At 61.0% G+C, this 23,136-nt stretch carries 16 protein-coding genes; 11 read left to right on the forward strand and 5 right to left on the reverse strand.

What is annotated here, in order from left to right; genetic code table 11:
- Positions 1-35: 35 nt before the first annotated feature.
- The 4 genes from xdhA to guaD all read left to right on the forward strand — a co-directional run bounded on the left by xdhA (position 36) and on the right by guaD (position 6,209).
- A complete protein-coding gene (gene xdhA / locus AC07V0_RS10370; protein WP_086945132.1) occupies positions 36-1,490 on the forward strand; it encodes a xanthine dehydrogenase small subunit in 1,455 nt (484 codons plus the stop codon).
- Positions 1,483-3,879 carry a xanthine dehydrogenase molybdopterin binding subunit gene (xdhB, locus tag AC07V0_RS10375; protein ID WP_086945133.1) on the forward strand — a complete coding sequence of 799 codons (2,397 nt, stop codon included), beginning with the start codon at positions 1,483-1,485 and terminating at the stop codon, positions 3,877-3,879. Before xdhA ends, xdhB begins: the two co-directional genes overlap by 8 nt.
- A 124-nt stretch (positions 3,880-4,003) precedes the next feature.
- On the forward strand, positions 4,004-4,849 hold the full coding sequence (xdhC, locus tag AC07V0_RS10380) for a xanthine dehydrogenase accessory protein XdhC (protein ID WP_019579882.1): 846 nt from the start codon (positions 4,004-4,006) through the stop codon (positions 4,847-4,849).
- A gap of 61 nt (positions 4,850-4,910) precedes the next feature.
- On the forward strand, positions 4,911-6,209 hold the full coding sequence (gene guaD / locus AC07V0_RS10385) for a guanine deaminase (protein WP_086945134.1): 1,299 nt from the start codon (positions 4,911-4,913) through the stop codon (positions 6,207-6,209).
- 91 nt (positions 6,210-6,300) lie between these two features.
- Here guaD and AC07V0_RS10390 read toward each other — a convergent pair whose 3' ends face one another.
- Complete coding sequence (locus AC07V0_RS10390; RefSeq protein ID WP_007941070.1) at positions 6,301-7,065, reverse strand: GntR family transcriptional regulator; 765 nt, start codon at positions 7,063-7,065, stop codon at positions 6,301-6,303.
- A gap of 409 nt (positions 7,066-7,474) precedes the next feature.
- Between AC07V0_RS10390 and AC07V0_RS10395 the strand changes: the two genes are divergently transcribed.
- Positions 7,475-8,665: a benzoate/H(+) symporter BenE family transporter gene (locus AC07V0_RS10395; RefSeq protein ID WP_018925276.1), complete on the forward strand. Its 1,191-nt coding sequence runs from the start codon at positions 7,475-7,477 to the stop codon at positions 8,663-8,665.
- A 38-nt stretch (positions 8,666-8,703) separates the two neighbouring features.
- Here AC07V0_RS10395 and AC07V0_RS10400 read toward each other — a convergent pair whose 3' ends face one another.
- A complete protein-coding gene (locus AC07V0_RS10400) occupies positions 8,704-9,048 on the reverse strand; it encodes a YggL family protein (protein ID WP_018925275.1) in 345 nt (114 codons plus the stop codon).
- Between the two features lie 234 nt (positions 9,049-9,282).
- Between AC07V0_RS10400 and dacB the strand changes: the two genes are divergently transcribed.
- Positions 9,283-10,743, forward strand: coding sequence for a D-alanyl-D-alanine carboxypeptidase/D-alanyl-D-alanine endopeptidase (gene dacB, locus AC07V0_RS10405; protein ID WP_018925274.1), 1,461 nt, complete (start codon positions 9,283-9,285; stop codon positions 10,741-10,743).
- 95 nt (positions 10,744-10,838) lie between these two features.
- On the opposite strand, the gene AC07V0_RS10410 is transcribed toward dacB, so the two are convergent.
- Entirely contained in the window at positions 10,839-13,229 is a 2,391-nt protein-coding gene (locus tag AC07V0_RS10410; protein WP_086945135.1) for a sensor domain-containing diguanylate cyclase, read from the reverse strand.
- 143 nt (positions 13,230-13,372) lie between these two features.
- Positions 13,373-15,643, reverse strand: a complete 2,271-nt coding sequence (gene rlmKL, locus AC07V0_RS10415; protein WP_018925272.1) for a bifunctional 23S rRNA (guanine(2069)-N(7))-methyltransferase RlmK/23S rRNA (guanine(2445)-N(2))-methyltransferase RlmL — start codon at positions 15,641-15,643, stop codon at positions 13,373-13,375.
- 531 nt (positions 15,644-16,174) lie between these two features.
- Here rlmKL and rmf point away from each other — a divergent pair.
- Positions 16,175-16,390 (forward strand): ribosome modulation factor, encoded by a 216-nt coding sequence (gene rmf / locus AC07V0_RS10420; RefSeq protein ID WP_003223300.1) that lies wholly within the window; start codon positions 16,175-16,177, stop codon positions 16,388-16,390.
- 312 nt (positions 16,391-16,702) lie between these two features.
- On the opposite strand, the gene AC07V0_RS10425 is transcribed toward rmf, so the two are convergent.
- Positions 16,703-17,722 carry a quinone-dependent dihydroorotate dehydrogenase gene (locus tag AC07V0_RS10425; protein ID WP_026331742.1) on the reverse strand — a complete coding sequence of 340 codons (1,020 nt, stop codon included), beginning with the start codon at positions 17,720-17,722 and terminating at the stop codon, positions 16,703-16,705.
- A 226-nt stretch (positions 17,723-17,948) separates the two neighbouring features.
- Between AC07V0_RS10425 and AC07V0_RS10430 the strand changes: the two genes are divergently transcribed.
- The 4 genes from AC07V0_RS10430 (at position 17,949) to AC07V0_RS10445 (ending at position 23,003) form a co-directional block, all read left to right on the forward strand.
- Positions 17,949-19,160: a CmpA/NrtA family ABC transporter substrate-binding protein gene (locus AC07V0_RS10430; RefSeq protein ID WP_086945136.1), complete on the forward strand. Its 1,212-nt coding sequence runs from the start codon at positions 17,949-17,951 to the stop codon at positions 19,158-19,160.
- Positions 19,161-19,175: 15 nt separating this feature from the next.
- Positions 19,176-19,751, forward strand: coding sequence for an ANTAR domain-containing response regulator (locus AC07V0_RS10435; protein ID WP_007940646.1), 576 nt, complete (start codon positions 19,176-19,178; stop codon positions 19,749-19,751).
- Positions 19,752-20,113: 362 nt separating this feature from the next.
- Positions 20,114-21,325: a nitrate/nitrite transporter gene (locus tag AC07V0_RS10440; protein WP_018925267.1), complete on the forward strand. Its 1,212-nt coding sequence runs from the start codon at positions 20,114-20,116 to the stop codon at positions 21,323-21,325.
- 7 nt (positions 21,326-21,332) lie between these two features.
- Complete coding sequence (locus tag AC07V0_RS10445) at positions 21,333-23,003, forward strand: bifunctional protein-serine/threonine kinase/phosphatase (protein ID WP_064619175.1); 1,671 nt, start codon at positions 21,333-21,335, stop codon at positions 23,001-23,003.
- Positions 23,004-23,136 lie beyond the last annotated feature (133 nt).

Here is a 23,136-nt window from a genome sequence, read left to right on the forward strand (position 1 = left end):
CGGTTAACAACAATAATGAGTTTGCGAGGCCATCCGTGATCCAGTTTTTACTCAACCAGGAACTCCGTAGCGAGCACGCCCTGGACCCGAACCTGACTGTGCTCAATTACTTGCGCGAACATGTGGGCAAACCCGGCACCAAAGAAGGCTGCGCCAGCGGTGACTGTGGCGCGTGCACTGTGGTGGTCGGCGAGTTGCAGACGGATGACGATGGCCGCGAACACATTCGCTATCGCAGCCTCAACTCGTGCCTGACCTTTGTTTCGTCGCTGCACGGCAAGCAACTGATCAGCGTCGAAGACCTCAAGCACCAAGGCCAACTGCACAGCGTGCAAAAAGCCATGGTCGAGTGCCACGGCTCGCAGTGCGGCTTCTGCACCCCGGGCTTTGTCATGTCGTTGTTCGCCCTGCAAAAGAACAGCGATCAACCGGACTCCCACAAGGCCCATGAAGCGCTGGCCGGCAACCTCTGCCGCTGCACCGGTTATCGGCCGATCCTGGCCGCCGCCGAGCAATCCTGCTGCAACAAGCAACCGGACCAGTTCGATGCTCGCGAAGCGCAAACCATCGCTCGCCTGAAAGCCATCGCCCCCACCGACATCGGTGAACTCAACAGTGGCGACAAACGCTGCCTGGTGCCGTTGACCGTGGCCGATCTGGCCGACCTCTACGACGCTTATCCACAGGCCCGCCTGCTGGCCGGCGGTACCGACCTGGCGCTGGAAGTCACGCAATTCCACCGCACCTTGCCGGTGATGATCTACGTCGGCAACGTCGCCGAAATGAAGCGCATCGAACGCTTCGACGATCGCCTGGAAATCGGCGCCGCCACCGCCCTCTCCGACTGTTACGACGCTTTGAAGGCCGAGTACCCGGACTTCGGCGAATTGCTGCAGCGCTTCGCTTCGTTGCAGATTCGCAACCAGGGCACCCTCGGCGGCAATATCGGCAACGCCTCGCCGATCGGTGACTCGCCACCGCTGCTGATCGCCCTTGGCGCGCAGATCGTGCTGTGCAAAGGCGAGACTCGCCGCACCCTGGCCCTGGAAGATTACTTCATCGATTACCGGGTCACCGCACGCCAGGAAAGCGAGTTCATCGAGAAGATCATCGTGCCCCGCGCCAGCGCTGAACAACTGTTCCGCGCCTACAAGGTGTCAAAGCGTCTGGACGACGACATTTCCGCAGTCTGCGCAGCATTCAACCTGCGCATCGACAATGGCGTAGTCGCCGACGCCCGCGTTGCTTTCGGCGGCATGGCGGCCATCCCGAAACGTGCGAAAAACTGCGAAGCCGCGCTGGTTGGCGCACCGTTCCACAACGCCACCATTGAACGCGCCTGCGCCGCACTGGCCGAAGATTTCACACCGCTCTCGGACTTCCGCGCCAGCAAGGAATACCGCCTGCTCAGCGCGCAGAACCTGCTGCGCAAATACTTCATCGAACTGCAAACACCGCACATCGAGACTCGGGTGACCGCTTATGTCTAATCATCACGCCGTAGAGAAGACCCAAGCCGAACTGGCTGAATTGTTCGCCAAGGACCTGACCACCGGCGTCGGCCGCAGCGTCAAGCACGACAGCGCCGCCAAGCATGTGTCCGGTGAAGCGCAGTACATCGACGATCGGCTGGAATTCCCCAATCAGCTGCACGTTTATGCACGGCTGTCGGACCGCGCCCACGCGAAAATCATCAGCATCGACACCCAGCCCTGCTACGCCTTTGAAGGCGTGCGCATCGCCATCACCCACGAAGACGTGCCAGGCCTGAAAGACATCGGCCCGCTGTTGCCGGGCGATCCGCTGCTGGCCATCGATGATGTGCAGTTCGTCGGCCAACCGGTTCTCGCCGTCGCCGCGAAAGACCTGGAAACCGCGCGCAAAGCCGCGATGGCAGCGATCATCGTATACGAAGACCTCGAACCGGTTCTGGACGTGGTCGAAGCCCTGCGCAAACGCCATTTCGTGCTCGACAGCCATACCCACCAGCGCGGCGATTCGGCCAATGCCTTGGCCACTGCCGAGCATCGCATCCAGGGCACGCTGCACATCGGCGGCCAGGAACACTTTTATCTGGAAACCCAGATCTCTTCGGTGATGCCGACTGAAGACGGCGGGATGATCGTTTACTGCTCGACCCAAAACCCCACCGAAGTGCAGAAACTGGTGGCGGAAGTGCTGGACGTGTCGATGAACAAGATCGTCGTCGACATGCGCCGCATGGGCGGTGGTTTCGGTGGCAAGGAAACCCAGGCGGCAAGCCCGGCGTGCCTGTGCGCGGTGATCGCGCACCTGACCGGTCAACCCACCAAAATGCGCCTGCCGCGTGTTGAAGACATGCTGATGACCGGCAAGCGTCACCCGTTCTACGTCGAGTACGACGTGGGCTTCGACAGCACCGGCCGCCTGCACGGCATCGCCCTGGAGCTGGCCGGTAACTGCGGTTGCTCACCGGATTTGTCGGCGTCGATTGTCGACCGCGCGATGTTCCATGCCGACAACTCGTACTACCTGGGCGATGCGACCATCAATGGTCACCGCTGCAAGACCAACACCGCATCGAACACCGCTTACCGTGGCTTCGGTGGCCCACAAGGCATGGTTGCGATCGAAGAAGTGATGGACGCCATAGCCCGTCATCTGGCCCTCGATCCGCTGGCGGTGCGCAAGGCCAACTACTACGGCAAGACCGAGCGCAACGTTACCCATTACTACCAGACCGTCGAGCACAACATGCTCGAGGAAATGACCGCCGAACTGGAAGCCAGCAGCCAGTACGCCGAGCGTCGCGAAGCGATTCGTCGCTACAACGCCAACAGCCCGATCCTGAAAAAAGGCCTGGCGCTGACCCCGGTCAAATTCGGTATTTCCTTCACCGCCAGTTTCCTCAACCAGGCCGGTGCGCTGGTGCATGTCTACACCGACGGCAGCATCCACCTGAACCACGGCGGCACCGAGATGGGCCAGGGCCTGAACACCAAGGTTGCACAAGTGGTGGCTGAAGTATTCCAGGTGGAAATGGACCGGGTGCAGATCACCGCGACCAACACCGACAAAGTGCCGAACACCTCGCCGACCGCCGCTTCCAGCGGCGCCGACCTCAACGGTAAAGCCGCACAGAATGCCGCGGAAATCATCAAGAAACGCCTGGTGGAATTTGCTGCGCGGCAATACAAGGTCAGCGAAGAAGACGTGGAATTCCACAACGGTCATGTGCGGGTTCGCGATCACATCCTGACGTTCGAAGCGCTGATCCAGCAGGCGTATTTCGCCCAGGTGTCGTTGTCGAGCACTGGCTTCTACAAGACTCCGAAAATCTACTACGACCGCAGTCAGGCTCGCGGTCGGCCGTTCTACTACTACGCCTTCGGCGCGGCCTGCGCCGAGGTGATCATCGACACCCTGACGGGCGAGTACAAGATGCTGCGCACCGACATCCTCCACGACGTCGGCGCCTCGTTGAACCCGGCCATCGACATCGGTCAGGTCGAGGGCGGTTTCATCCAGGGCATGGGCTGGCTGACCATGGAAGAACTGGTGTGGAACGACAAAGGCAAACTGATGACCAACGGCCCGGCCAGCTACAAGATCCCGGCCGTGGCGGACATGCCGTTGGACCTGCGGGTGAAGCTGGTGGAAAACCGCAAGAACCCGGAAGACACGGTGTTCCATTCCAAGGCTGTGGGTGAGCCGCCGTTCATGCTTGGCATCGCCGTCTGGTGCGCGATCAAGGACGCCGTGGCGAGTTTGGGCGACTACCGGCATCAACCGAAAATCGACGCGCCGGCGACGCCGGAGCGGGTGTTGTGGGGCTGTGAGCAGATGCGTCAGTTGAAGGCGGTGAAGGCCGTCGAAACTGAGTCGGAAGTAGTGGTTTGATCGTTCCCACGCTCTGCGTGGGAATACAGCCCGCGACGCTCTGCGTCGCATTGTGAACAGCGGACGCGGAGCGTCCAGAGATGCATTCCCACGCCGAGCGTGGGAACGATCTTGAGAGGTGAACATGTATAACTGGATCGACGCCCTCGCCGACCTGCAAAACCGGGGTGAACCCTGTGTGTTGGTGACCATCATCGAAGAGCTCGGCTCGACGCCGCGCAATGCCGGCTCGAAGATGGTCATCAGCGCCACGCAAACGTTCGACACCATTGGTGGCGGGCATCTGGAATACAAGGCCATGCAGATCGGCCGCGAGATGCTTGCCAGCGGCCGGCAGGACACCCATCTGGAGCGCTTCAGCCTCGGTGCCAGCCTGGGCCAGTGCTGCGGCGGCGTGACCGTGCTGCTGTTCGAACCGATGGGCCAGGTGCAAGCGCAGATTGCTGTATTCGGCGCCGGACACGTCGGTCGGGCGCTGGTGCCGCTGCTCGCCAGCCTGCCCTGCCGGGTGCGCTGGATCGATTCGCGGGAAGCCGAATTTCCCGAACAGATCCCCCACGGTGTGCGCAAAATCGTCACCGAAGAACCGCTGGATGAAGTCGATGACCTGCCCGCTGGCAGCTACTGCATTGTCATGACCCACAACCACCAGCTCGACCTCGAACTCACCGCCGCGATCCTCAAGCGCAACGACTTCGCCTACTTCGGCCTGATCGGTTCGAAAACCAAACGGGTGAAATTCGAACACCGCCTGCGTGATCGTGGTTTCGACAGTGCCGTGCTGCAACGCATGCGCTGCCCGATGGGGCTGGGCGAAGTCAAAGGCAAGTTGCCTGTGGAAATCGCCATCTCCATCGCCGGAGAAATCATCGCCACCTATAACGCGAATTTCGGCCAGCACACCGCCAGCGCCGGATCATCGATCGCCAAACTGCTGCCTGCTTCGCGCCGCAGCCAAGCTTCTAACTGAAGAGCTTCGAACTGAAAAGCCTCGAATTGAAAAGCTTCGAACCAATTGAGAACCCAAGCCAATGACTCGCAAAGCCTACCGCGCCGCCATTCTGCACAGCATCGCCGACCCTGCCGAAGTGGGCATCGAAGCCTCCTACGAATATTTCGAAGACGGCCTGCTGGTGGTCGAGAACGGCCAGATCAACGCCATCGGCCACGCCAGCGAATTGCTGCGAACGCTGCCGGCTGACATCGAGATCACCCATTATCAGGACGCACTGATCACTCCCGGCTTCATCGACACCCATATTCACCTGCCGCAAACCGGCATGGTCGGCGCCTACGGCGAGCAACTGCTGGACTGGCTCAACACCTACACCTTTCCGTGCGAAAGCCAGTTTGCCGACAAGGTTCACGCCGATGAAGTCGCAGATATTTTCATCAAGGAACTGCTGCGCAACGGCACCACCACCGCCCTGGTCTTCGGCAGCGTGCATCCGCAATCGGTGAGCTCGTTTTTCGAGGCTGCCGAGCAACTGGATCTTCGGATGATCGCCGGCAAGGTGATGATGGATCGCAACGCGCCGGACTACCTGACCGACACTGCCGAATCGAGCTACGTCGAAAGCAAGGCGCTGATCGAACGCTGGCACGGCAAGGGCCGCCTGCATTACGCCGTCACCCCGCGCTTCGCCCCGACCAGCACCCCGGAGCAACTGACCCTCGCCGGCCAGTTGCTCAGCGAATACCCGGATCTGTACATGCAGACCCACATCAGCGAAAACCTCAAGGAAGTCGAGTGGGTCAAGGAACTGTTCCCGGAGCGCAAGGGCTACCTGGACGTCTACGATCACTACCAACTGCTCGGCGAGCGCTCGGTGTTCGCCCACGGCGTGCACCTGTGCGACGACGAATGCGCGCGCCTGGCGCAGACCGGATCGGCGATTGCGTTCTGCCCGACCTCGAACTTCTTCCTCGGCAGCGGCTTGTTCAACCTGCCGATGGCCGAGAAGCACAAACTGAATGTCGGACTGGGCACGGACGTCGGCGGCGGCACCAGTTTCTCGCTGCTGCAAACCCTGAACGAAGCGTACAAGGTCATGCAGCTGCAAGGCGCACGGCTGAGCCCGTTCAAGTCGCTTTACCTCGCCACCCTCGGCGGTGCCCGCGCGCTGCGCCTGGAAGACAAGATCGGCACCCTGCAACCGGGCACCGACGCGGACTTCCTGGTGCTGGACTACAACGCGACGCCGCTGCTGAGCTATCGCCTGAAGCAGGCCAATAACATAGCCGAGACGTTGTTTGTGTTGATGACGCTGGGGGATGATCGGACTGTGCTGCAGACGTACGCGGCGGGGCATCTGGTGCATCAGCGTTAAGGTTTTTCGGGCATAAAAAATCCCCCGCATTCATTGATTGCGGGGGATTTTTTTTGTCGCCTGTCAGACCGCTATCGCGACTCGGCCCGATTTATAGCTTGGCAGTCGAACGCCCCGGTTTCTTGGTCTGCAACAGATGCGAGAACACCGCATGCAAATCATCCGACGCGCTTTCTTCGTCGAGGTTGAGTTTGCTGTCGATGTGGTCCATGTGATGCATCATCAAATCCACCGCCAGCGTCGCGTCCCGCGCTTCGATGGCGTCGATCAGCTGGGTGTGTTCATCGTAGGAACAGTGGGAACGGTTGCCGCTCTCATACTGGGCGATGATCAGCGATGTCTGGGACACCAGGCTGCGCTGGAAGCTGATCAGCGGCGCGTTCTTCGCCGCTTCGGCCAGTTTCAAGTGGAACTCGCCCGACAGACGAATACCGGCACCGCGATCGCCACGGGAGAAGCTGTCGCGCTCGTCGTTGACCATCTGCCGCAAGTCGGCAATCTGCTCGGCAGTGGCGTGCTGCACCGCCAATTCAGTGATCGCCCGCTCCACCAGACGCCGCGCCATGAACACCTGACGGGCCTCTTCAACACTCGGGCTGGCGACGACAGCGCCGCGATTCGGACGCAGCAACACCACGCCCTCATGGGCCAGACGCGACAGCGCGCGGCGAATGATGGTGCGGCTGACCCCGAAAATTTCCCCCAGCGCTTCTTCGCTCAACTTGGTGCCGGGCGCCAGACGCTGTTCGAGGATGGCCTCGAAGATATGCGCGTAGACAATATCGTCCTGGGTACCGCTGCGGCCGGCTTTGCCTGCTCGCGGTTGTTTCTTGAGGGGTTGCAACTGTTCGTTCATGGGCACTCGAGTCGGGAGAACTGCGGCGAATTGACCGTGACTGTAATACGGCACAGTGGGTCACTGGCAAGTATCGCGTAAAAAACACTGCAATTGTACACAATGGCGGGTGGCAACACGACTGTACGGCTGTTTGTCGCCTTTGCTGTATCGCAACGCCCGGTTACGTTTCAGTTTAGGCTTGAACGCGCAAACCTGTGGGCGGGAACTGAAGTGAAGAGACCATTGTGGCGAGGGAGCTTGCTCCCGCTCGGCGGCGAAGCCGTCGTTGATGCTGCTAACGCGCTTCATCTATCTGAGCGCATTGGATTGTTTGGGGGGCCGCTTCGCAGCCCAGCGGGAGCAAGCTCCCTCGCCACAAAAGCTCCCCGGAGTTGATTATTTTTATAAAACAAGGAACACCGCTGTCATGACCGACGCCACGCACACGCAGCTTCGTCCCCTGACCGACACGTCGCCCTCGGCCATCGTCGCCGGGTTCATCGCCATGATGACCGGTTACACCAGTTCGCTGGTGCTGATGTTCCAGGCAGGCCAAGCGGCGGGCCTGAGCAGCGGGCAGATTTCGTCGTGGATCTGGGCGATCTCCATCGGCATGGCGGTGTGCTCGATCGGCCTGTCCTTGCGCTATCGCACCCCGATTACCATTGCCTGGTCGACCCCCGGCGCGGCGTTGCTGATCACCAGCCTGGGCGGTGTCAGCTACGGCGAGGCCATCGGCGCCTACATTACTTGCGCAGTGTTGGTGACCGTGTGCGGCCTGACGGGCAGTTTCGAACGGCTGGTGAAAAAGATTCCGGCCTCGTTGGCGGCGGCGTTGCTGGCGGGGATTCTGTTCAAGATCGGCAGCGAGATTTTCGTCGCCGCCCAGCACCGCACCGCGCTGGTCCTGGGGATGTTCTTCACGTATCTGCTGGTCAAGCGCCTGTCGCCACGCTACGCCGTGCTTGCGGCACTGTTGATCGGCACCGCGCTGGCCGGTTTCATGGGGTTGCTGGATTTCAGTGGCTTTCACCTGGAAGTCGCGACGCCGGTCTGGACCACGCCGCATTTCTCCCTGGCCGCGACCATCAGCATCGGCATCCCGCTGTTCGTGGTGGCGATGACCTCGCAGAACATGCCGGGCATCGCCGTTTTGCGCGCCGACGGCTACAACGTCCCGGCCTCGCCGCTGATCACCACCACTGGGATTGCCTCGCTGCTGTTGGCACCGTTCGGCTCCCACGGCATCAACCTGGCCGCCATCAGCGCAGCGATCTGCACCGGGCCGCACGCCCATGAGGATCGCAACAAGCGCTACACGGCCGCGGTCTGGTGCGGGATTTTCTACGGGATTGCCGGAGTGTTCGGCGCGACACTGGCGGCGTTGTTTGCCGCGTTGCCTAAAGAACTGGTGCTGTCGATTGCCGCGCTGGCGCTGTTCGGCTCAATCATCAACGGGCTGAGCATTGCCATGGCGCAAGTGCAGGAACGGGAAGCGGCGCTGATTACCTTTATGGTGACGGCATCGGGGCTGACGCTGTTTTCCATCGGTTCGGCGTTCTGGGGGATTGTCGCGGGGGTGTTGACGCTGGTGATTCTGAATTGGCGCAAGGCCTGAAAAAAACGGCGACCCTTGGGTCGCCGTTTTTTTGAACATCAGGCTACCGGATTGATCGGCTTTTCCGGGTACCAGACGTCGATCAGCGGGCTGACTTCAGCGCTGGTCAATTCACTACGGCCCTTGAGCCAGGCTTCAACAGCGGCACGCTGTGCTTCGGTCACCGAGCCACGCTTCTGCAGGCAAACCAGACCGAAGTCATCGCCGCCCACATAACCCAGACCGTTGGCTTCCATGGCTTCTTTCAGGAACGCGTCGAGGAAAGCATCAATGGCTTCATCAGCCAAATCTTCTTTGAAATCCAGGTTCAGTTCGAAACCCAGCTCTTGAAATTCATCGACGCACAGTTTTTTGCGCAGACGCTGGGAACGGTTAGTCGCCATTGGAACAATCCTCATAAGTAATAACGGGCGGCACTTTAGCAGTTTAAGGCGCCGATTACCCGCCTCAGAACGGCGCGACGTCTACCGTCGGTAAAAAAATAGCGGATTAGTCGACCAAGGTGCGGCACAAGCCCTTGCACCTTGGGGCATAATGCCGACACTTTCATGACCGCTGAGGGAATTTATCACCATGCCCTCGTCTTTTTTCCCCTCGGCTGTAGGGTTTTATTTCAGATGATCAAATCTTTGCGTCCATTGCTGCTGGCCAGCCTTCTTCTGCCCCTGGCCCTCCCCGTTTCCGCCGCACCGATCAACACCGCCCTGTCGCCCAACGTTGAAAAGGCCCTCAAGGCCAGCAAATTGCCGGACAGTGCCTTGTCGCTGGTGATGATCCCGCTTAATGGCCCGGGCACCCCAACCGTTTATAACGCTGACGTTTCGGTCAACCCGGCCTCGACCATGAAACTGGTCACCACCTATGCGGCGCTGGAAATGCTTGGCCCGAACCATCAGTGGAAAACCGAGTTCTACACCGACGGCACCCTCAGCGGTGGCATCCTCAACGGTAACCTCTACCTCAAGGGTGGCGGCGATCCGAAGCTGAACATGGAAAAACTCTGGCTGCTGATGCGCGACTTGCGCGCCAATGGCGTGACCCAGGTCACCGGTGACCTGGTGCTGGACCGCGGCTTCTTCGTGCAGCCGCAACTGCCCGAGTTCAACGACGACGGCAATGACGAGAACAAACCGTTCCTGGTCAAGCCCGACGCACTGCTGGTCAACCTCAAGGCCCTGCGATTCGTGGCCCGCAACGACTCGGGCAAGGTCCTGGTGTCGGTCGAGCCGCCGATTGCCAGCATCCGCATCGACAATCAGGTCAAGGCGCTCAACTCCAAGCAATGCACCGGGGGCGTGCGCTACAACCCGGTGACCCAGGCTGATGGCAGCGTCACCGTGACCGTCGGCGGCCAGTTGGGCGAAGGTTGCAGCTCCCAGACCTACTTGTCGCTACTCGACCACGCGACCTACACCGCCGGCGCCGTGCGCGCGATCTGGAAGGAACTGGGCGGCAGCATCCAGGGCCAGGATCGTCTGGCACCGACGCCGAGCAGCGCCAAGGTGCTGGCCCGGGCCTACTCGCCAGACCTGGCGGAAATCATTCGCGACATCAACAAATACAGTAACAACACCATGGCTCAGCAGTTGTTCCTGAGCCTGGGCCAGAAGTTCCGCACCGACGCCGACAGTGATGACGCCAAAGCGGCCCAGCGCGTGGTGCGTCAGTGGCTGGCGCAGAAAGGCATCACCGCACCGCACCTGGTGATGGAGAACGGCTCCGGCCTGTCCCGCGCCGAACGGGTAAGCGCGCGTGAAATGGCCGCGATGCTGCAAGCCGCCTGGCGCAGCCCGTACGCCGCCGAGTTCATCAGCTCGATGCCGATTGCCGGCACCGACGGCACCATGCGCAAACGCCTGAAGCGCACGGCCATGACCGGTGAAGCCCACGTCAAGACTGGCACCCTGAACACCGTGCGTGCCATCTCCGGCTTCAGCCGCGATGTCAATGGCAATACCTGGGCGGTGGTGGCGATCCTTAACGACAAGGCTCCGTTTGGCGCGTCTTCGGTGCTGGATCAGGTGCTGCTGGACCTGTATCGCCAGCCGAAACTGCCGACCACGGCATCGGTGTTGTAACCGGATCCATAGAACACCTCAGATCCAATGTCGGAGATTCTATGTTGCAGGGCAACCCTGCAACATAGAATCTCCAACAGGGTCTGTATGCAGACCTAGCTCATCTGCCCTTCAACCCGATCCCTTCCCGCCTGCTTCGCCGCGTAAACCCCCGAATCCGCCCGCAACAGCAACGCATCCGCGCCTTCCCCGGCCCGCCAGCTGGCAATCCCGAAACTCGCGGTAACGATCCCCACCTCGTCGATCGGCGAACTGCGCAACCCTTGCCATAGTTCCAAGGCCAGCACATGAGCCTGCTCGCCGTCGATGTCCGGACAGAGCACCATGAACTCTTCGCCCCCCAGGCGACAGAACACATCGGTGCGCCGCAGGCGACGGCCAATACGCTCACACACCGCCTGCAATACCCGATCGCCCACGGCATGGCCGTGCTGGTCATTGATGCGTTTGAAGTGGTCGATGTCGAGCATGATCACCGACAACTCGCCACCGCCGCGCTCGACCCGGGCCATTTCGGTGGTCAGGCGCTCCTGGAAGTAGCGGCGGTTATAGATCCCGGTCAATGAGTCGGTCACCGACAGTGCGCGCAACTCCTCTTCCACCCGCTTGAGGTCGGAAATGTCCGAAATGTAGCCATGCCACAGCACACCGCCACCGGGCAGTTCCTCCGGCGTTGCTTCGCCGCGGACCCAGCGCAGGCCACGCTCGGGCAATTGCACGCGATACTCTTCGCGCCAGGGGCTGAGGTTGTCCGCCGACACCTGGATCGACGCGCGGACCCGGCGCGAGTCCTGAGGATGAATCCGCGAGAACACCGCTTCGGCATTGCTCAGCAGTACCTCCAATTCGAGTTCGTAGATCTCGCGCATCCCGTCGCTGGCGTAGATAATGCTGAAGCGCCCATCGAACTCCATCTTGAACTGGTAAATCCCGCCGGGCACATGGGCACTGAGCTTCTTCAACAACAGGTCCCGCGCCGCCAGAGCCTCGTGGACGCGCTTGCGTTCGGTGATGTCGATGCAAATCGCCAAGTACCCGACCCACAAGCCTTGTTCGTCGAGGACCGGAGTCGCCAGCATGTTCACCGTCAAATGGCTGCCGTCGCGGCGCACCAGCGTCCACTCCCGGGCTTCATGACCGCCCTCTTCCCCGCCTTCGACCAACATGGCCTGACAGGTCGGAATCGGCTTGCCATAGCGCGCGCTCAACTCCGCCGACCGCGCCTCGAGCTCCCGGGGCAGGTGCAGGTTTTCCAGGGTCATGTGGCCCACGGTCTGCGCACTGGAGTAACCAAGCATGTGCTCGGCACCGGCATTGAAAGTGCTGACGATCCCCCGCAGGTCGGTGGCGATGATCGCCACCTGAGTCGCAGCATCCAGCACGCCGCGCAATTGGCCATGCGTGCCGCGCAGCTCTTGCTCACGGGCGTGCAGTTCCTCGGTCCGTTGCTCGACCATTTTCAGCGCCCGTTGCCGCTGGCTGACCAACACATAGAGAAACACACTGAGCAACAAGCTGAGTAAACCACCCAGCACCACCTGGCTGGTCACTGAAGAATGGTTGGCTTGCAGGAACGCAGCACTGGGGCGCATATCCACTTGATAATCGTGGTCGGCCAGGCGCAGCAAGCGCGTGGAGGATAAGTCACTGGCCCCCGCCGGGTTGGTCGACTCGTACAGCACTTCGTGTTGGTCATCGGTGGACAAGTCGAGAATGCGCACCGAGAGAGAATCATGATTCTCTTCCGGCAGCCCGTCCGCCAGCAGCTGGCGCATGCTGATCACCGCCATCACATACCCGGCGGGCGTGGTGCCCGGCAGCTGCTGACGGCTGACCGGTGCCACCAGCAACACACCCCGTGAATAGGCAGGCTCAATGCCTACCAGATGCAATGGTTGCGAGACAACCATGCGGCCAGTTCGATCGGCACGCTCCAGGGTCGAACGGCGCAGGGGCTGGGCCAGCAGGTCGTAACCCAGCGGCGTGGGCAGTCGGCTCTGGGTTTGTGTATAGAGCACCGGCACGTACTCGTCCCGTTCCGCGGCCGGTTGCAACTGGCCGTCGGCGGTGAGTTCGCGAAAGGTGAAATTGCTCAAGCCTTCGTCATGCACGAAGCGTTCAAGCAAGGGGCGTTCGGCGCGGGAAACCCGTGGTGCCCAGGAATAGGCTTGAGTGCGCCGCAAAAGAGGTTTGGCGTAACCGTCGAATTCCTCGCGGGACACCGACTCGGAATTGGCGAAGAACCGGCGCAGGCCATCAAGGCGCTGCTCCTGATCTTCGAAACGTTCTACGATACGGCTGTAGCGTTCACTGGCGAGCAGTTGGAAACGTTGCCGCATTTGCTGATGAAACTGATTGAGTGTTGCCCAGGCCAGCAACCCCGTAAGAATCCCGCCGACGAGCAATACCAGCAGCGCGACCAGCCAGGCCGAGACATCTTCGCTGATAAAACCCAGGATCTTGGGGCGCACGGCGTGTAACGACATAAACGCAACTCATAACGCCAGGTGCCGGAAAGCCCATTGGCCATGAGTTGAGTTATAGCTATTAGCCACTAATTTGACCAGCACTGAAAGAACCAAAGAGCCTTTAAAAATCAAGGCTCTGTGGATCCAATCAGGCTCAAGTGTCAGCGAGCAGTGATCTTCCAGGCACGGTGGATCTTGCCATTACGGGCGAAATCCGGATCGATGGTCTGGGCCGTGATTTCTTCAACGGCATAACGCTCGGTGAGGTTTTCCTCGAGCTGGAACTTGCGGAAGTTGTTGGAGAAGTACAACACCCCACCCGGTGCCAGTCGCGCCATGGCCAGGTCGATCAACTGCACCTGGTCACGCTGCACGTCGAAGATCCCTTCCATGCGTTTGGAGTTGGAGAAGGTCGGCGGGTCGATGAAGATCAGGTCGTATTCGTCACGGCAGGCGTCGAGCCAGGCCATCACGTCGCCCTGCTCCAGACGGTTCTTGTCGGAGAAACCGTTCAGCGACAGATTTCGCCGCGCCCAGTCCAGGTAAGTTTTCGACAGATCGACGCTGGTGGTGCTGCGCGCACCGCCCTTGGCCGCATGCACACTGGCCGTCGCGGTGTAGCAATACAGGTTGAGGAAGCGTTTGCCGGCCGCCTCTTTCTGAATCCGCATGCGCATCGGCCGGTGGTCGAGGAACAACCCGGTGTCGAGGTAGTCGGTGAGGTTCACCAGCAGCTTCACGCCGCCTTCGTTAACCTCGTTGAACTTGCCCTGGGCGCTCTGGCGTTCGTACTGCTTGGTGCCGCTCTGACGTTCGCGACGCTTGACCACCACGCGGCTCTTGTCGATGTTCAACGCCTGCGGGATTGCCGCGAGGGCATCGAACATCCGCGCCGAGGCTTTTTCCGGATCGATGGATTTCGGCGCGGCGTATTCCTGAACGTGGACCCAGTCGTGATACAGGTCGATGGCCATGGAATATTCCGGCATGTCGGCATCGTAGACGCGGTAGCAGTCGATGCCTTCACGCTTGACCCACTTGCCCAGCGCCTTGACGTTCTTTTGCAGACGGTTGGCAAACATCTGCCCACCTTCGCTCAGGCGCGGCTGCTCGATCACCGGGGCGGGTGCCGGAGCCGGTTTGATCGGATTGCCGTTCTTGTTGTACTTGCGCTCTTGCGGCTCACTCGGTGCTTCATCGTAGGCCGCCTGTTCACGCTCGGCCTGACGCTGTTCCGGGGTGCGACGCTCGCCGGTGACGAACTGGTCTGGCGTGACCTTGATCAACAGCAATTTGCACGGCAACGCGCCGTTCCAGAACGAATACTGTTTGTGGCTGCGGATGCCCATGCGCTTGCCCAGGTCCGGAGCACCGGTGAACACCGCCGCCTCCCAGTTCAAGCACGCCTGACGCAGACGCTCACCGAGGTTCTGGTAGAGGTAGAGCAGGCTCGCCTCATCGCCCAGACGCTCGCCGTACGGAGGGTTGCAGATCACCAGGCCTTTCTGGTTCTGGTCCGGGCGCGGCTCGAACGTTGCCACTTCGCCCTGGTAAATCTTGATCCACTCGCTCAGGCCGGCACGTTCGACGTTGTTGCGGCCCGGTTGAATCAGGCGTGGGTCGGCTTCGTAACCGCGAATCCACAGCGGTGGCTTGGCCAGGCCGGCCGCGGCGCGTTCAGTGGCTTCTTCGTGGAGTTTTTTCCACAGCGCCGGTACGTGACCGAGCCAGGCGGTGAAGCCCCACTGCTCACGGCGCAGGTTCGGCGCCATATCGGCGGCGATCATGGCGGCTTCCACCAGGAACGTGCCGACACCGCACATCGGGTCAGCCAGCGCGCCACCATCGGCGGCAATGCGCGGCCAGCCGGAACGGATCAGAATCGCTGCCGCGAGGTTTTCCTTCAGCGGCGCCGCGCCTTGCTGCAAGCGATAACCGCGCTGGTGCAGGCTGTGCCCGGACAGGTCGAGGGACAGGATGGCTTCGCCACGGTCCAGACGCAGGTGAACGCGCAGGTCCGGGTTGAGCTTGTCGATGGACGGGCGATCGCCTTGCGGGGTGCGCAGTTTGTCGACGATGGCATCCTTGACCTTCAAGGCGCCAAAGTGCGTGTTGTCGATGCCAGAGCCGTGACCGCTGAATTCGACGGCCAGGGTGCCGTCGTTGAGCATGTGGTCTTGCCAATCGATATCCAGCACGCCGTGATAGAGATCTTCGGCGTCCTTCATCGGGAAGCGCTTGAGCACCAACAGCACCCGGTTCGCCAGACGCGACCACAGGCACAGGCGATAAGCGGTTTCCATGGTGGCCATGCCGCGCACAGCCGAGGTGTGCTCGCGTGCTTCCTCAAGGCCAAGCCCGACGGCTTCCTCGATGAGCAGACCTTCAAGGCCTTTGGGGCAAGTGAGGAAGAGTTCGAAACGATCGGACATGGTAATTCCAGAGCCTTTAGCTAAGTGAACCGGCAACGCGTTGCCGATCCGGTTTTCAATCAGGCGTTTTTCTAACAGAACGCCCGCGTGGCACGAAGGTGTGCCGTCCCACCCTGACTGCTCGGGTTAAAAGAGCTTAGATGCCAGGGCAGATAAAAAAGTTGATGAAACAAAATGTCATAAGTCGACCCTTCGTCGAATAATACCCAAGAGCAACGGGTGTCATTCTCGTTAAGGCGCAACCCCCAGCATCCCAGCGAAGGGCCGATCATACCGGGCTTTGGCCAATCAACACGGCACAAATATCGTGTTACTTATGGCCATACCATCTTTATGGTTACGTTCTTATGACAAAACGGTCATTCCCTCGATGTGACGCATTGGTTAGAACTCCACTCAGGTTGACGTCGCAACGGCGTCAACACCTTGGCTCGCGACGCCGGCAGCGAGCCACCAACGGCAGAATTTTTCTGCCTGACCTCGATTGAGGTCGACGCGATACATACAGTCAACAAGTGAGGGAAACACCCTATGAGAAGACTTAAGCGTGATCCGTTGGAAAGAGCATTTTTGCGCGGATATCAATATGGCGTTGGTGGTAAATCCCGTGAGCTTTGCCCTTTTACTCTACCGTCGGTACGCCAAGCCTGGATCAATGGCTGGCGAGAAGGACGCGGCGACAATTGGGACGGTATGACCGGCACTGCGGGAATCCACAGACTCAACGAACTTCACGCCGTCGGCTAATACAGGGCACACACTCCGACACGACAATCTGATTACGCTACGACTTAACCACGCACGTCCTATCCGGACGGCGGGCTTCGGCCCAGGGGCTCCTTCGGGGAGCCCTTTTTTATGCCTGCAAAGAAACTACGGTGGTGAGGTCGTTTCTGTGGCGAGGGAGCTTGCTCCCGCTGGGCTGCGATGCGGCCCCAAAACCAATCAACCCGGAGTGTCAGGTAAAACGCGGTTGCAGGATTTACGACTGCTTCGCAGCCGAGCGGGAGCAAGCTCCCTCGCCACAAAAGCCCCCACCATCAGGGCCCAAATCAGGCTTCAGCGCAACGCGGCGATGGCATCTACCGATTCACGAATCAGTGCCGGGCCTTTATAGATAAAGCCCGAATAGATCTGCACCAGGCTCGCACCCGCAGTGATTTTCTCAGCCGCGTGCTTGCCTTCAGTGATACCGCCCACGGCGATGATCGGCAAGCGACCGGCCAGTTCCGCCGCCAGCACCTTCACGGTGTGGGTGCTCTTGTCGCGAACCGGTGCGCCGGACAACCCGCCCGCCTCGTCACCGTGCTCCAGGCCTTCGACGCCGACGCGGCTCAGGGTGGTGTTGGTGGCGATCACCGCATCCATCCCGGTTTCGATCAACGCCTGGGCGACTTGAGCGGTTTCTTCATCGCTCATGTCCGGTGCGATCTTGATCGCCAAAGGCACATGTTTGCCGTGGCGCAGGGCCAATTCCGCCCGGCGCGTGGCCAGGTCGGCGAGCAATTGCTTGAGCGAATCGCCGAATTGCAGGCTGCGCAGGCCCGGTGTGTTCGGCGAGCTGACATTGACCGTCACGTAGCTGGCGTGTGCGTAGACCTTGTCCAGGCAGATCAGGTAGTCGTCAACCGCACGTTCAACCGGCGTATCAAAGTTCTTGCCGATATTGATACCCAGCACGCCCTTGTACTTGGCTGCCGCCACGCGAGCGAGCAAGTGATCGACGCCGAGGTTGTTGAAACCCATGCGGTTGATGATCGCCTCGGCTTGGGGCAAGCGGAAAATCCGCGGTTTCGGATTACCCGGTTGCGGACGCGGGGTAATGGTACCGATTTCGACGAAACCGAAACCCAGTTGGGCAAATCCGTCGATCGCCGCGCCGTTCTTGTCCAGACCGGCCGCCAGACCCACCGGGTTCGGGAATTCCAGGCCCATGACCGTCACCGGCATTTTCGCCGGTGCCTTGCACAGTAAGCCGTTGAGGCCCAAACGCCCGCCCGCGCCGATCAGGTCCAGGGACAGATCGTGGGAGGTTTCCGGGGAAAGTTTGAACAGCAGCTGACGGGCCAGGGTGTACATGGGCAGGCTTGACTCGGGTGGCGATGAGAGGCGGCGATTATAGCCGCGCATCGAGTCCACAGGCGAGGCGCACGACAAAATCAGCCAGCGATGGCATATGCCTTGCACCAACATGATCATCAGCACTCATGCCAACGACGGAATGAGTGGAAGGACAATGGCGTCGTCACCGGCTCTGCTCGCGCAGAGGCCATGGGACGACGTTTTTTTTGGAAGGTGCAAATCGATGAATGAACCATCAGCCGGCCCACTGGCCTGGGTCAACGGCAGCGATGCCCCGGAAAAAACCGAAATAAACCTTGGCTTCATGGCTCTGAGCGACTGCGCCTCAGTGGTGGTCGCCGCCACCCAGGGCTTCGCCCAGCCTTACGGTCTGACCCTGAACCTCAAGCGCCAGTCGTCCTGGGCCAACCTGCGGGACAAACTGGTCAGCGGCGAACTCGACGCCGCCCACAGCCTGTACGGCCTGATTTACGCCGTGCACCTGGGCATCGGCGGCGTAGCCTCCACCGACATGGCCGTGCTCATGGGCCTGAACCAGAACGGCCAGAGCATCAACCTCTCCCACGGCTTGCAGGCCTTGGGCGTGACCAGTCCTGAAGCACTGGACCATCACGTGCACCAAAGTCGCCCAAAACTGACCTTCGCCCAGACATTTCCCACAGGCACCCACGCCATGTGGCTGTATTACTGGCTGGCGAGCCAGGGCATTCATCCGTTGCAGGATGTCGACAGCGTGGTGGTGCCGCCGCCACAAATGGTCGCGCACCTGCAAGCCGGGCGCATCGACGGGTTCTGCGTCGGCGAACCGTGGGCTGCCAGTGCGGTGCAACAGAATCTCGGTTTCACCATGGCCACCACCCAGACCATCTGGCCCGACCACCCGGAAAAAGTCCTCGGCTGCACCCGCGCCTTCGTCGAGCAATACCCCAATACCGCCCGGGCCCTGGTGATGGCGATCCTCGAGGCCAGCCGCTTCATTGAAGCCAGCCGCGAAAATCGCCGCAGCACCGCGCAACTGTTGAGCGCCCCCGAATACCTGGATGCCCCGCTCGATTGCATCGAACCGCGTTTGCTCGGCGACTATACCGACGGCCTGGGCAATCACTGGCAAGACCCGCATGCGATGCGTTTCCACAGTGGCGGAGAGGTCAATCTGCCGTATTTGTCCGACGGCATGTGGTTCATGACCCAGTTCCGTCGCTGGGGCTTATTGCGTGACGACCCGGATTACCTCGGCGTGGCCCGTCAGGTCCAGCAACTAGACTTATACCGAGAGGCCGCCACCGCTGTCGGCGTGCCCGCCCAGGTTCAGGAAATGCGCAGCAGTCAACTGATCGACGGCAAAGTCTGGGACGGTTCGGACCCGGCCGGCTATGCCCGCAGCTTCACGCTGCACGCCATGAGCGACAGCGCCCCCCTTCTCGCCAGCCGCTGACAGGAGCCTGCGAATATGTTGCGTATCCTGCTGATCAATGACACCGCGAAAAAAGTCGGGCGTCTGAAAGCGGCCCTGATCGAAGCCGGGTTCGAAGTCATCGACGAATCCGGCCTGACCATTGACCTGCCCGCGCGCGTCGAAACGGTGCGTCCGGACGTGATCCTGATCGATACCGAGTCACCGAGCCGCGATGTGATGGAACAAGTGGTGCTGGTTACTCGCGACCAACCACGGCCAATCGTGATGTTCACCGACGAGCACGATCCCGGCGTGATGCGCCAGGCGATCAAGTCCGGCGTCAGTGCCTACATCGTCGAAGGCATTCACGCACAACGCTTGCAGCCGATTCTCGACGTGGCCATGGCTCGCTTTGAAAGCGATCAGGCCCTGCGCGCGCAACTGCACGCCCGCGACCAGCAACTGGCCGAGCGCAAGCGCATTGAGCTGGCCAAGGGGCTGCTGATGAAGATGAAGGACTGCAACGAAGAAGAGGCCTACACCCTGATGCGCCGCCAGGCCATGAGCCGCCAGCAGAAGCTGATACAGGTGGCGGAACAGATCATTGCCATGAGTGAACTGCTCGGTTGATCCGATCATTGTGGCGAGGGGGCTCGCCCCCGTTGGGCTGCGAAGCGGCCCCTTGCATTCCTTCAGAAGTCCTCGCACACAGGCCTTGCGACGGCTTCGCCGCCGAACGGGGGCAAGCCCCCTCGCCACAAAAAGCAGATTGTTGGCACAGATCTCGCTAAGTAATCCCTGCAAGGTAACCAACGGCGGTTGCCCCACCTACGACAAAGACGTCGCTCACCTCATTCGCCCCCTTTTGCGAATCAGGTAGCGGCGTTTTTCCGTTTTGGCCCCAGAGACCGGGGCTGGTGGTGCGGCCGTTGCGGCGCCCCACCTGCAAGCTCATGACTCCTTCTTGATACGCCTGACAGCTGAGGTGCGCGATGAATTCAAGCTTCTGGAAATCCGGCCATACCCCGACACTGTTCGCAGCCTTCCTCTATTTCGATCTGAGCTTCATGGTCTGGTACCTGCTCGGCCCCCTGGCGGTGCAGATCGCCGCTGACCTGCACCTGACCACCCAACAGCGCGGGCTGGTGGTGGCCACGCCGATTCTGGCCGGTGCCGTATTGCGCTTTGCGATGGGCCTGCTGGCTGATCGCCTGTCGCCAAAAACCGCCGGGATCATCGGCCAGATAATCGTCATCAGCGCCCTGCTCGTTGCCTGGAAAGTCGGCATCCACAGTTACGAGCAGGCGCTGTTGCTGGGCCTGTTCCTCGGCATGGCCGGTGCGTCCTTCGCCGTCGCCCTGCCGCTGGCCTCGCAATGGTATCCGCCGCAGCACCAAGGCAAAGCCATGGGCATCGCCGGTGCCGGTAACTCGGGCACCGTGCTGGCCGCCCTGATCGCTCCGGTGCTGGCCGCCGCGTATGGCTGGAGCAACGTGTTCGGCTTCGCCCTGATCCCGTTGATCCTGACCCTGATCGTCTTCGCCTGGCTGGCCAAGAACGCCCCTGAGCGGCCGAAAGCCAAGTCCATGGCCGACTACCTCAAGGCCCTGGGTGACCGCGACAGCTGGTGGTTCATGTTTTTCTACAGCGTGACCTTCGGCGGCTTCATCGGTCTGGCCAGCGCCCTGCCCGGCTACTTCAACGACCAGTACGGCTTGAGCCCGGTGACCGCCGGCTACTACACCGCGGCGTGTGTATTCGGTGGCAGCCTGATGCGTCCGTTGGGTGGCGCGCTGGCGGATCGCTTCGGCGGGATTCGCACCCTGTTGGCGATGTACACCGTGGCAGCGATCTGCATTGCGACCGTGGGTTTCAATCTGCCGAGTTCCTACGCAGCATTGGCGCTTTTCGTCTGCACTATGCTCGGTTTAGGTGCAGGTAACGGTGCCGTATTCCAGTTGGTCCCACAGCGTTTTCGTCGGGAGATCGGTGTGATGACCGGTTTGATCGGCATGGCCGGTGGCATCGGTGGCTTCGCACTGGCGGCCGGCATGGGCGCGATCAAGCAAAGTACCGGCAGCTATCAAATGGCCTTGTGGTTGTTCGCCAGCCTCGGCGTACTCGCCTGGTTCGGTCTGCACGGGGTGAAACGTCGCTGGAGAACCACTTGGGGTTCGGCAGCCGTCACCGCGGCTCGCGTGTGAGGATTGAATGAGCCTGCAACTGAGTTTTGCCGAAGCCAGCGCCATCGGCCCTCGCGAAGAGAACCAGGACGCTCTGCGCCTGGTCACTCCGGCTCCGGCACTGGCGGCGAGCAAGGGCTACCTGTTCGCCATCGCCGACGGCGTCAGCCAATGCGCCGATGGCGGTCTCGCGGCCCGTTCGACCTTGCAGGCGTTGGCGCTGGATTATTACGCCACACCGGAAACCTGGGGTGTCGCCCAGGCACTCGATCGCCTGCTGCTGGCGCAAAACCGCTGGCTGCAGGCCAACGGCGGCGGGCAACCGCTGCTGACCACGGTCAGTGCCCTGGTGATGCGCGGCAGGCGTTTCACCCTGGCGCATGTCGGCGATTGCCGGGTTTACCGCTGGCACGCCGACACCTTGCAACGGGTGAGCGAGGATCACGTCTGGGACCAGCCGGGCATGCAGCATGTGCTCAAGCGGGCCCTGGGGCTGGATCAACATCTGGTGCTGGACTTTCTGGATGGCGAACTGCGCCTGAACGAGAGTTTCGTGCTGCTCAGCGACGGCATCTGGGCCGTGCTGGGCGATACCGCCATCGCGGCGATTCTGCGCGATCAACCTGACCTCAACAGTGCCGCGCAGACCCTGGTCAGCGCCGCGCACCTGGCGGGCAGCCAGGACAATGCCAGCGCCCTGCTGGTGCGGGTCGATGCCCTTGGCGAAACCAGCATTGGCGATGCACTGATTCACCTGCAGCAATGGCCTCTGCCGCCTGCACTGAAACCGGGCCAGACCTTCGAAGGCTGGCAGGTCGAAGGGATCCTCGGCCAGAGCCAGCAATCGCTGCTCTACCGGGTGCGCGATGCACAACAACAGCGCTGGCTACTGAAAACCTTGCCCGGCGCTCTGCGTGACGATCACCAGGCCGGGCAGGCATTGTTGTCGGAGGAATGGTTTCTCAAGCGTGTAGCCGGTCGGCATTTCCCTGAAGTCCATGCCGCCAGTCAGCGTCAGCATTTGTATTACGTGATGCGTGAGTATTCCGGATCGACCCTGGCTGAGTTGCATGAGCGCGTCACAACGCTGCCACTGGCGCAATGGCAGGACTTGGCCGAACGCTTGCTGCGGGCTGTCGGCATCCTGCATCGACGGCAGATTCTGCATCGCGATATCAAACCGGAGAATCTGCTGCTGGGGGACGACGGCGAGTTGCGCCTGCTGGATTTCGGCCTCGCCTACTGTCCGGGGCTGTCCGAAGATCAAGCCTTCGCCCTGCCTGGAACGCCCAGCTATATCGCGCCAGAAGCGTTCCGCGGCGACCTGCCGACACCACAACAGGATCTGTATGCCGTCGGCGTGACCTTGTACTACCTGCTCACCGGGCATTATCCCTACGGCGAAATCGAAGCGTTCCAGCGCCCACGGTTTGGCGTGCCTGTCAGCGCCAGTCGCTACCGGCCCGACCTGCCGGAATGGATCGCGCAAAGTCTGGAGCGCGCGGTGGCGGTAGCCCCGGATCAGCGCTTTGAAACGGCCGAAGAATGGTTGTTGCTGCTGGAACAGGGAGAACGACGCAGTTTGAGCGTGCGACCCAGACCGTTGCTGGAGCGCGAGCCGTTGAAGGTTTGGCGGACGTTGGCACTGGTGTCGTTGCTGGTGAATCTGGTGCTGCTGTTTTTGTTGTTTCACGGTTAAAAGATCAAAAGATCGCAGCCTGCGGCAGCTCCTTCGGGAGCCCACGATCTCCTGCGGGAGCTGCCGTAGGCTGCGATCTTTTGATTTTTCTGCTTCAAAACCGGGCATCGCGCCTTGAACCGGTGCACGCAAA

It is taken from the genome of Pseudomonas sp. GW821-FHT01E10 (assembly GCF_059422365.1).

Excerpts from the sequence above, each read along its gene's own strand:
- AC07V0_RS10395 (WP_018925276.1), top strand. The coding sequence starts at position 7,475 with ATGACCGACGCCACGCACACGCAGCTTCGTCCCCTGACCGACACGTCG.
- AC07V0_RS10400 (WP_018925275.1), bottom strand. The coding sequence starts at position 9,048 with ATGGCGACTAACCGTTCCCAGCGTCTGCGCAAAAAACTGTGCGTCGAT.
- AC07V0_RS10430 (WP_086945136.1), top strand. The coding sequence starts at position 17,949 with ATGAATGAACCATCAGCCGGCCCACTGGCCTGGGTCAACGGCAGCGAT.
- AC07V0_RS10410 (WP_086945135.1), bottom strand. The coding sequence starts at position 13,229 with ATGTCGTTACACGCCGTGCGCCCCAAGATCCTGGGTTTTATCAGCGAA.
- AC07V0_RS10445 (WP_064619175.1), top strand. The coding sequence starts at position 21,333 with ATGAGCCTGCAACTGAGTTTTGCCGAAGCCAGCGCCATCGGCCCTCGC.
- AC07V0_RS10390 (WP_007941070.1), bottom strand. The coding sequence starts at position 7,065 with ATGAACGAACAGTTGCAACCCCTCAAGAAACAACCGCGAGCAGGCAAA.
- dacB (WP_018925274.1), top strand. The coding sequence starts at position 9,283 with ATGATCAAATCTTTGCGTCCATTGCTGCTGGCCAGCCTTCTTCTGCCC.
- xdhB (WP_086945133.1), top strand. The coding sequence starts at position 1,483 with ATGTCTAATCATCACGCCGTAGAGAAGACCCAAGCCGAACTGGCTGAA.
- rlmKL (WP_018925272.1), bottom strand. The coding sequence starts at position 15,643 with ATGTCCGATCGTTTCGAACTCTTCCTCACTTGCCCCAAAGGCCTTGAA.
- AC07V0_RS10425 (WP_026331742.1), bottom strand. The coding sequence starts at position 17,722 with ATGTACACCCTGGCCCGTCAGCTGCTGTTCAAACTTTCCCCGGAAACC.
- AC07V0_RS10440 (WP_018925267.1), top strand. The coding sequence starts at position 20,114 with ATGAATTCAAGCTTCTGGAAATCCGGCCATACCCCGACACTGTTCGCA.
- rmf (WP_003223300.1), top strand. The coding sequence starts at position 16,175 with ATGAGAAGACTTAAGCGTGATCCGTTGGAAAGAGCATTTTTGCGCGGA.
- AC07V0_RS10435 (WP_007940646.1), top strand. The coding sequence starts at position 19,176 with ATGTTGCGTATCCTGCTGATCAATGACACCGCGAAAAAAGTCGGGCGT.
- xdhC (WP_019579882.1), top strand. The coding sequence starts at position 4,004 with ATGTATAACTGGATCGACGCCCTCGCCGACCTGCAAAACCGGGGTGAA.
- guaD (WP_086945134.1), top strand. The coding sequence starts at position 4,911 with ATGACTCGCAAAGCCTACCGCGCCGCCATTCTGCACAGCATCGCCGAC.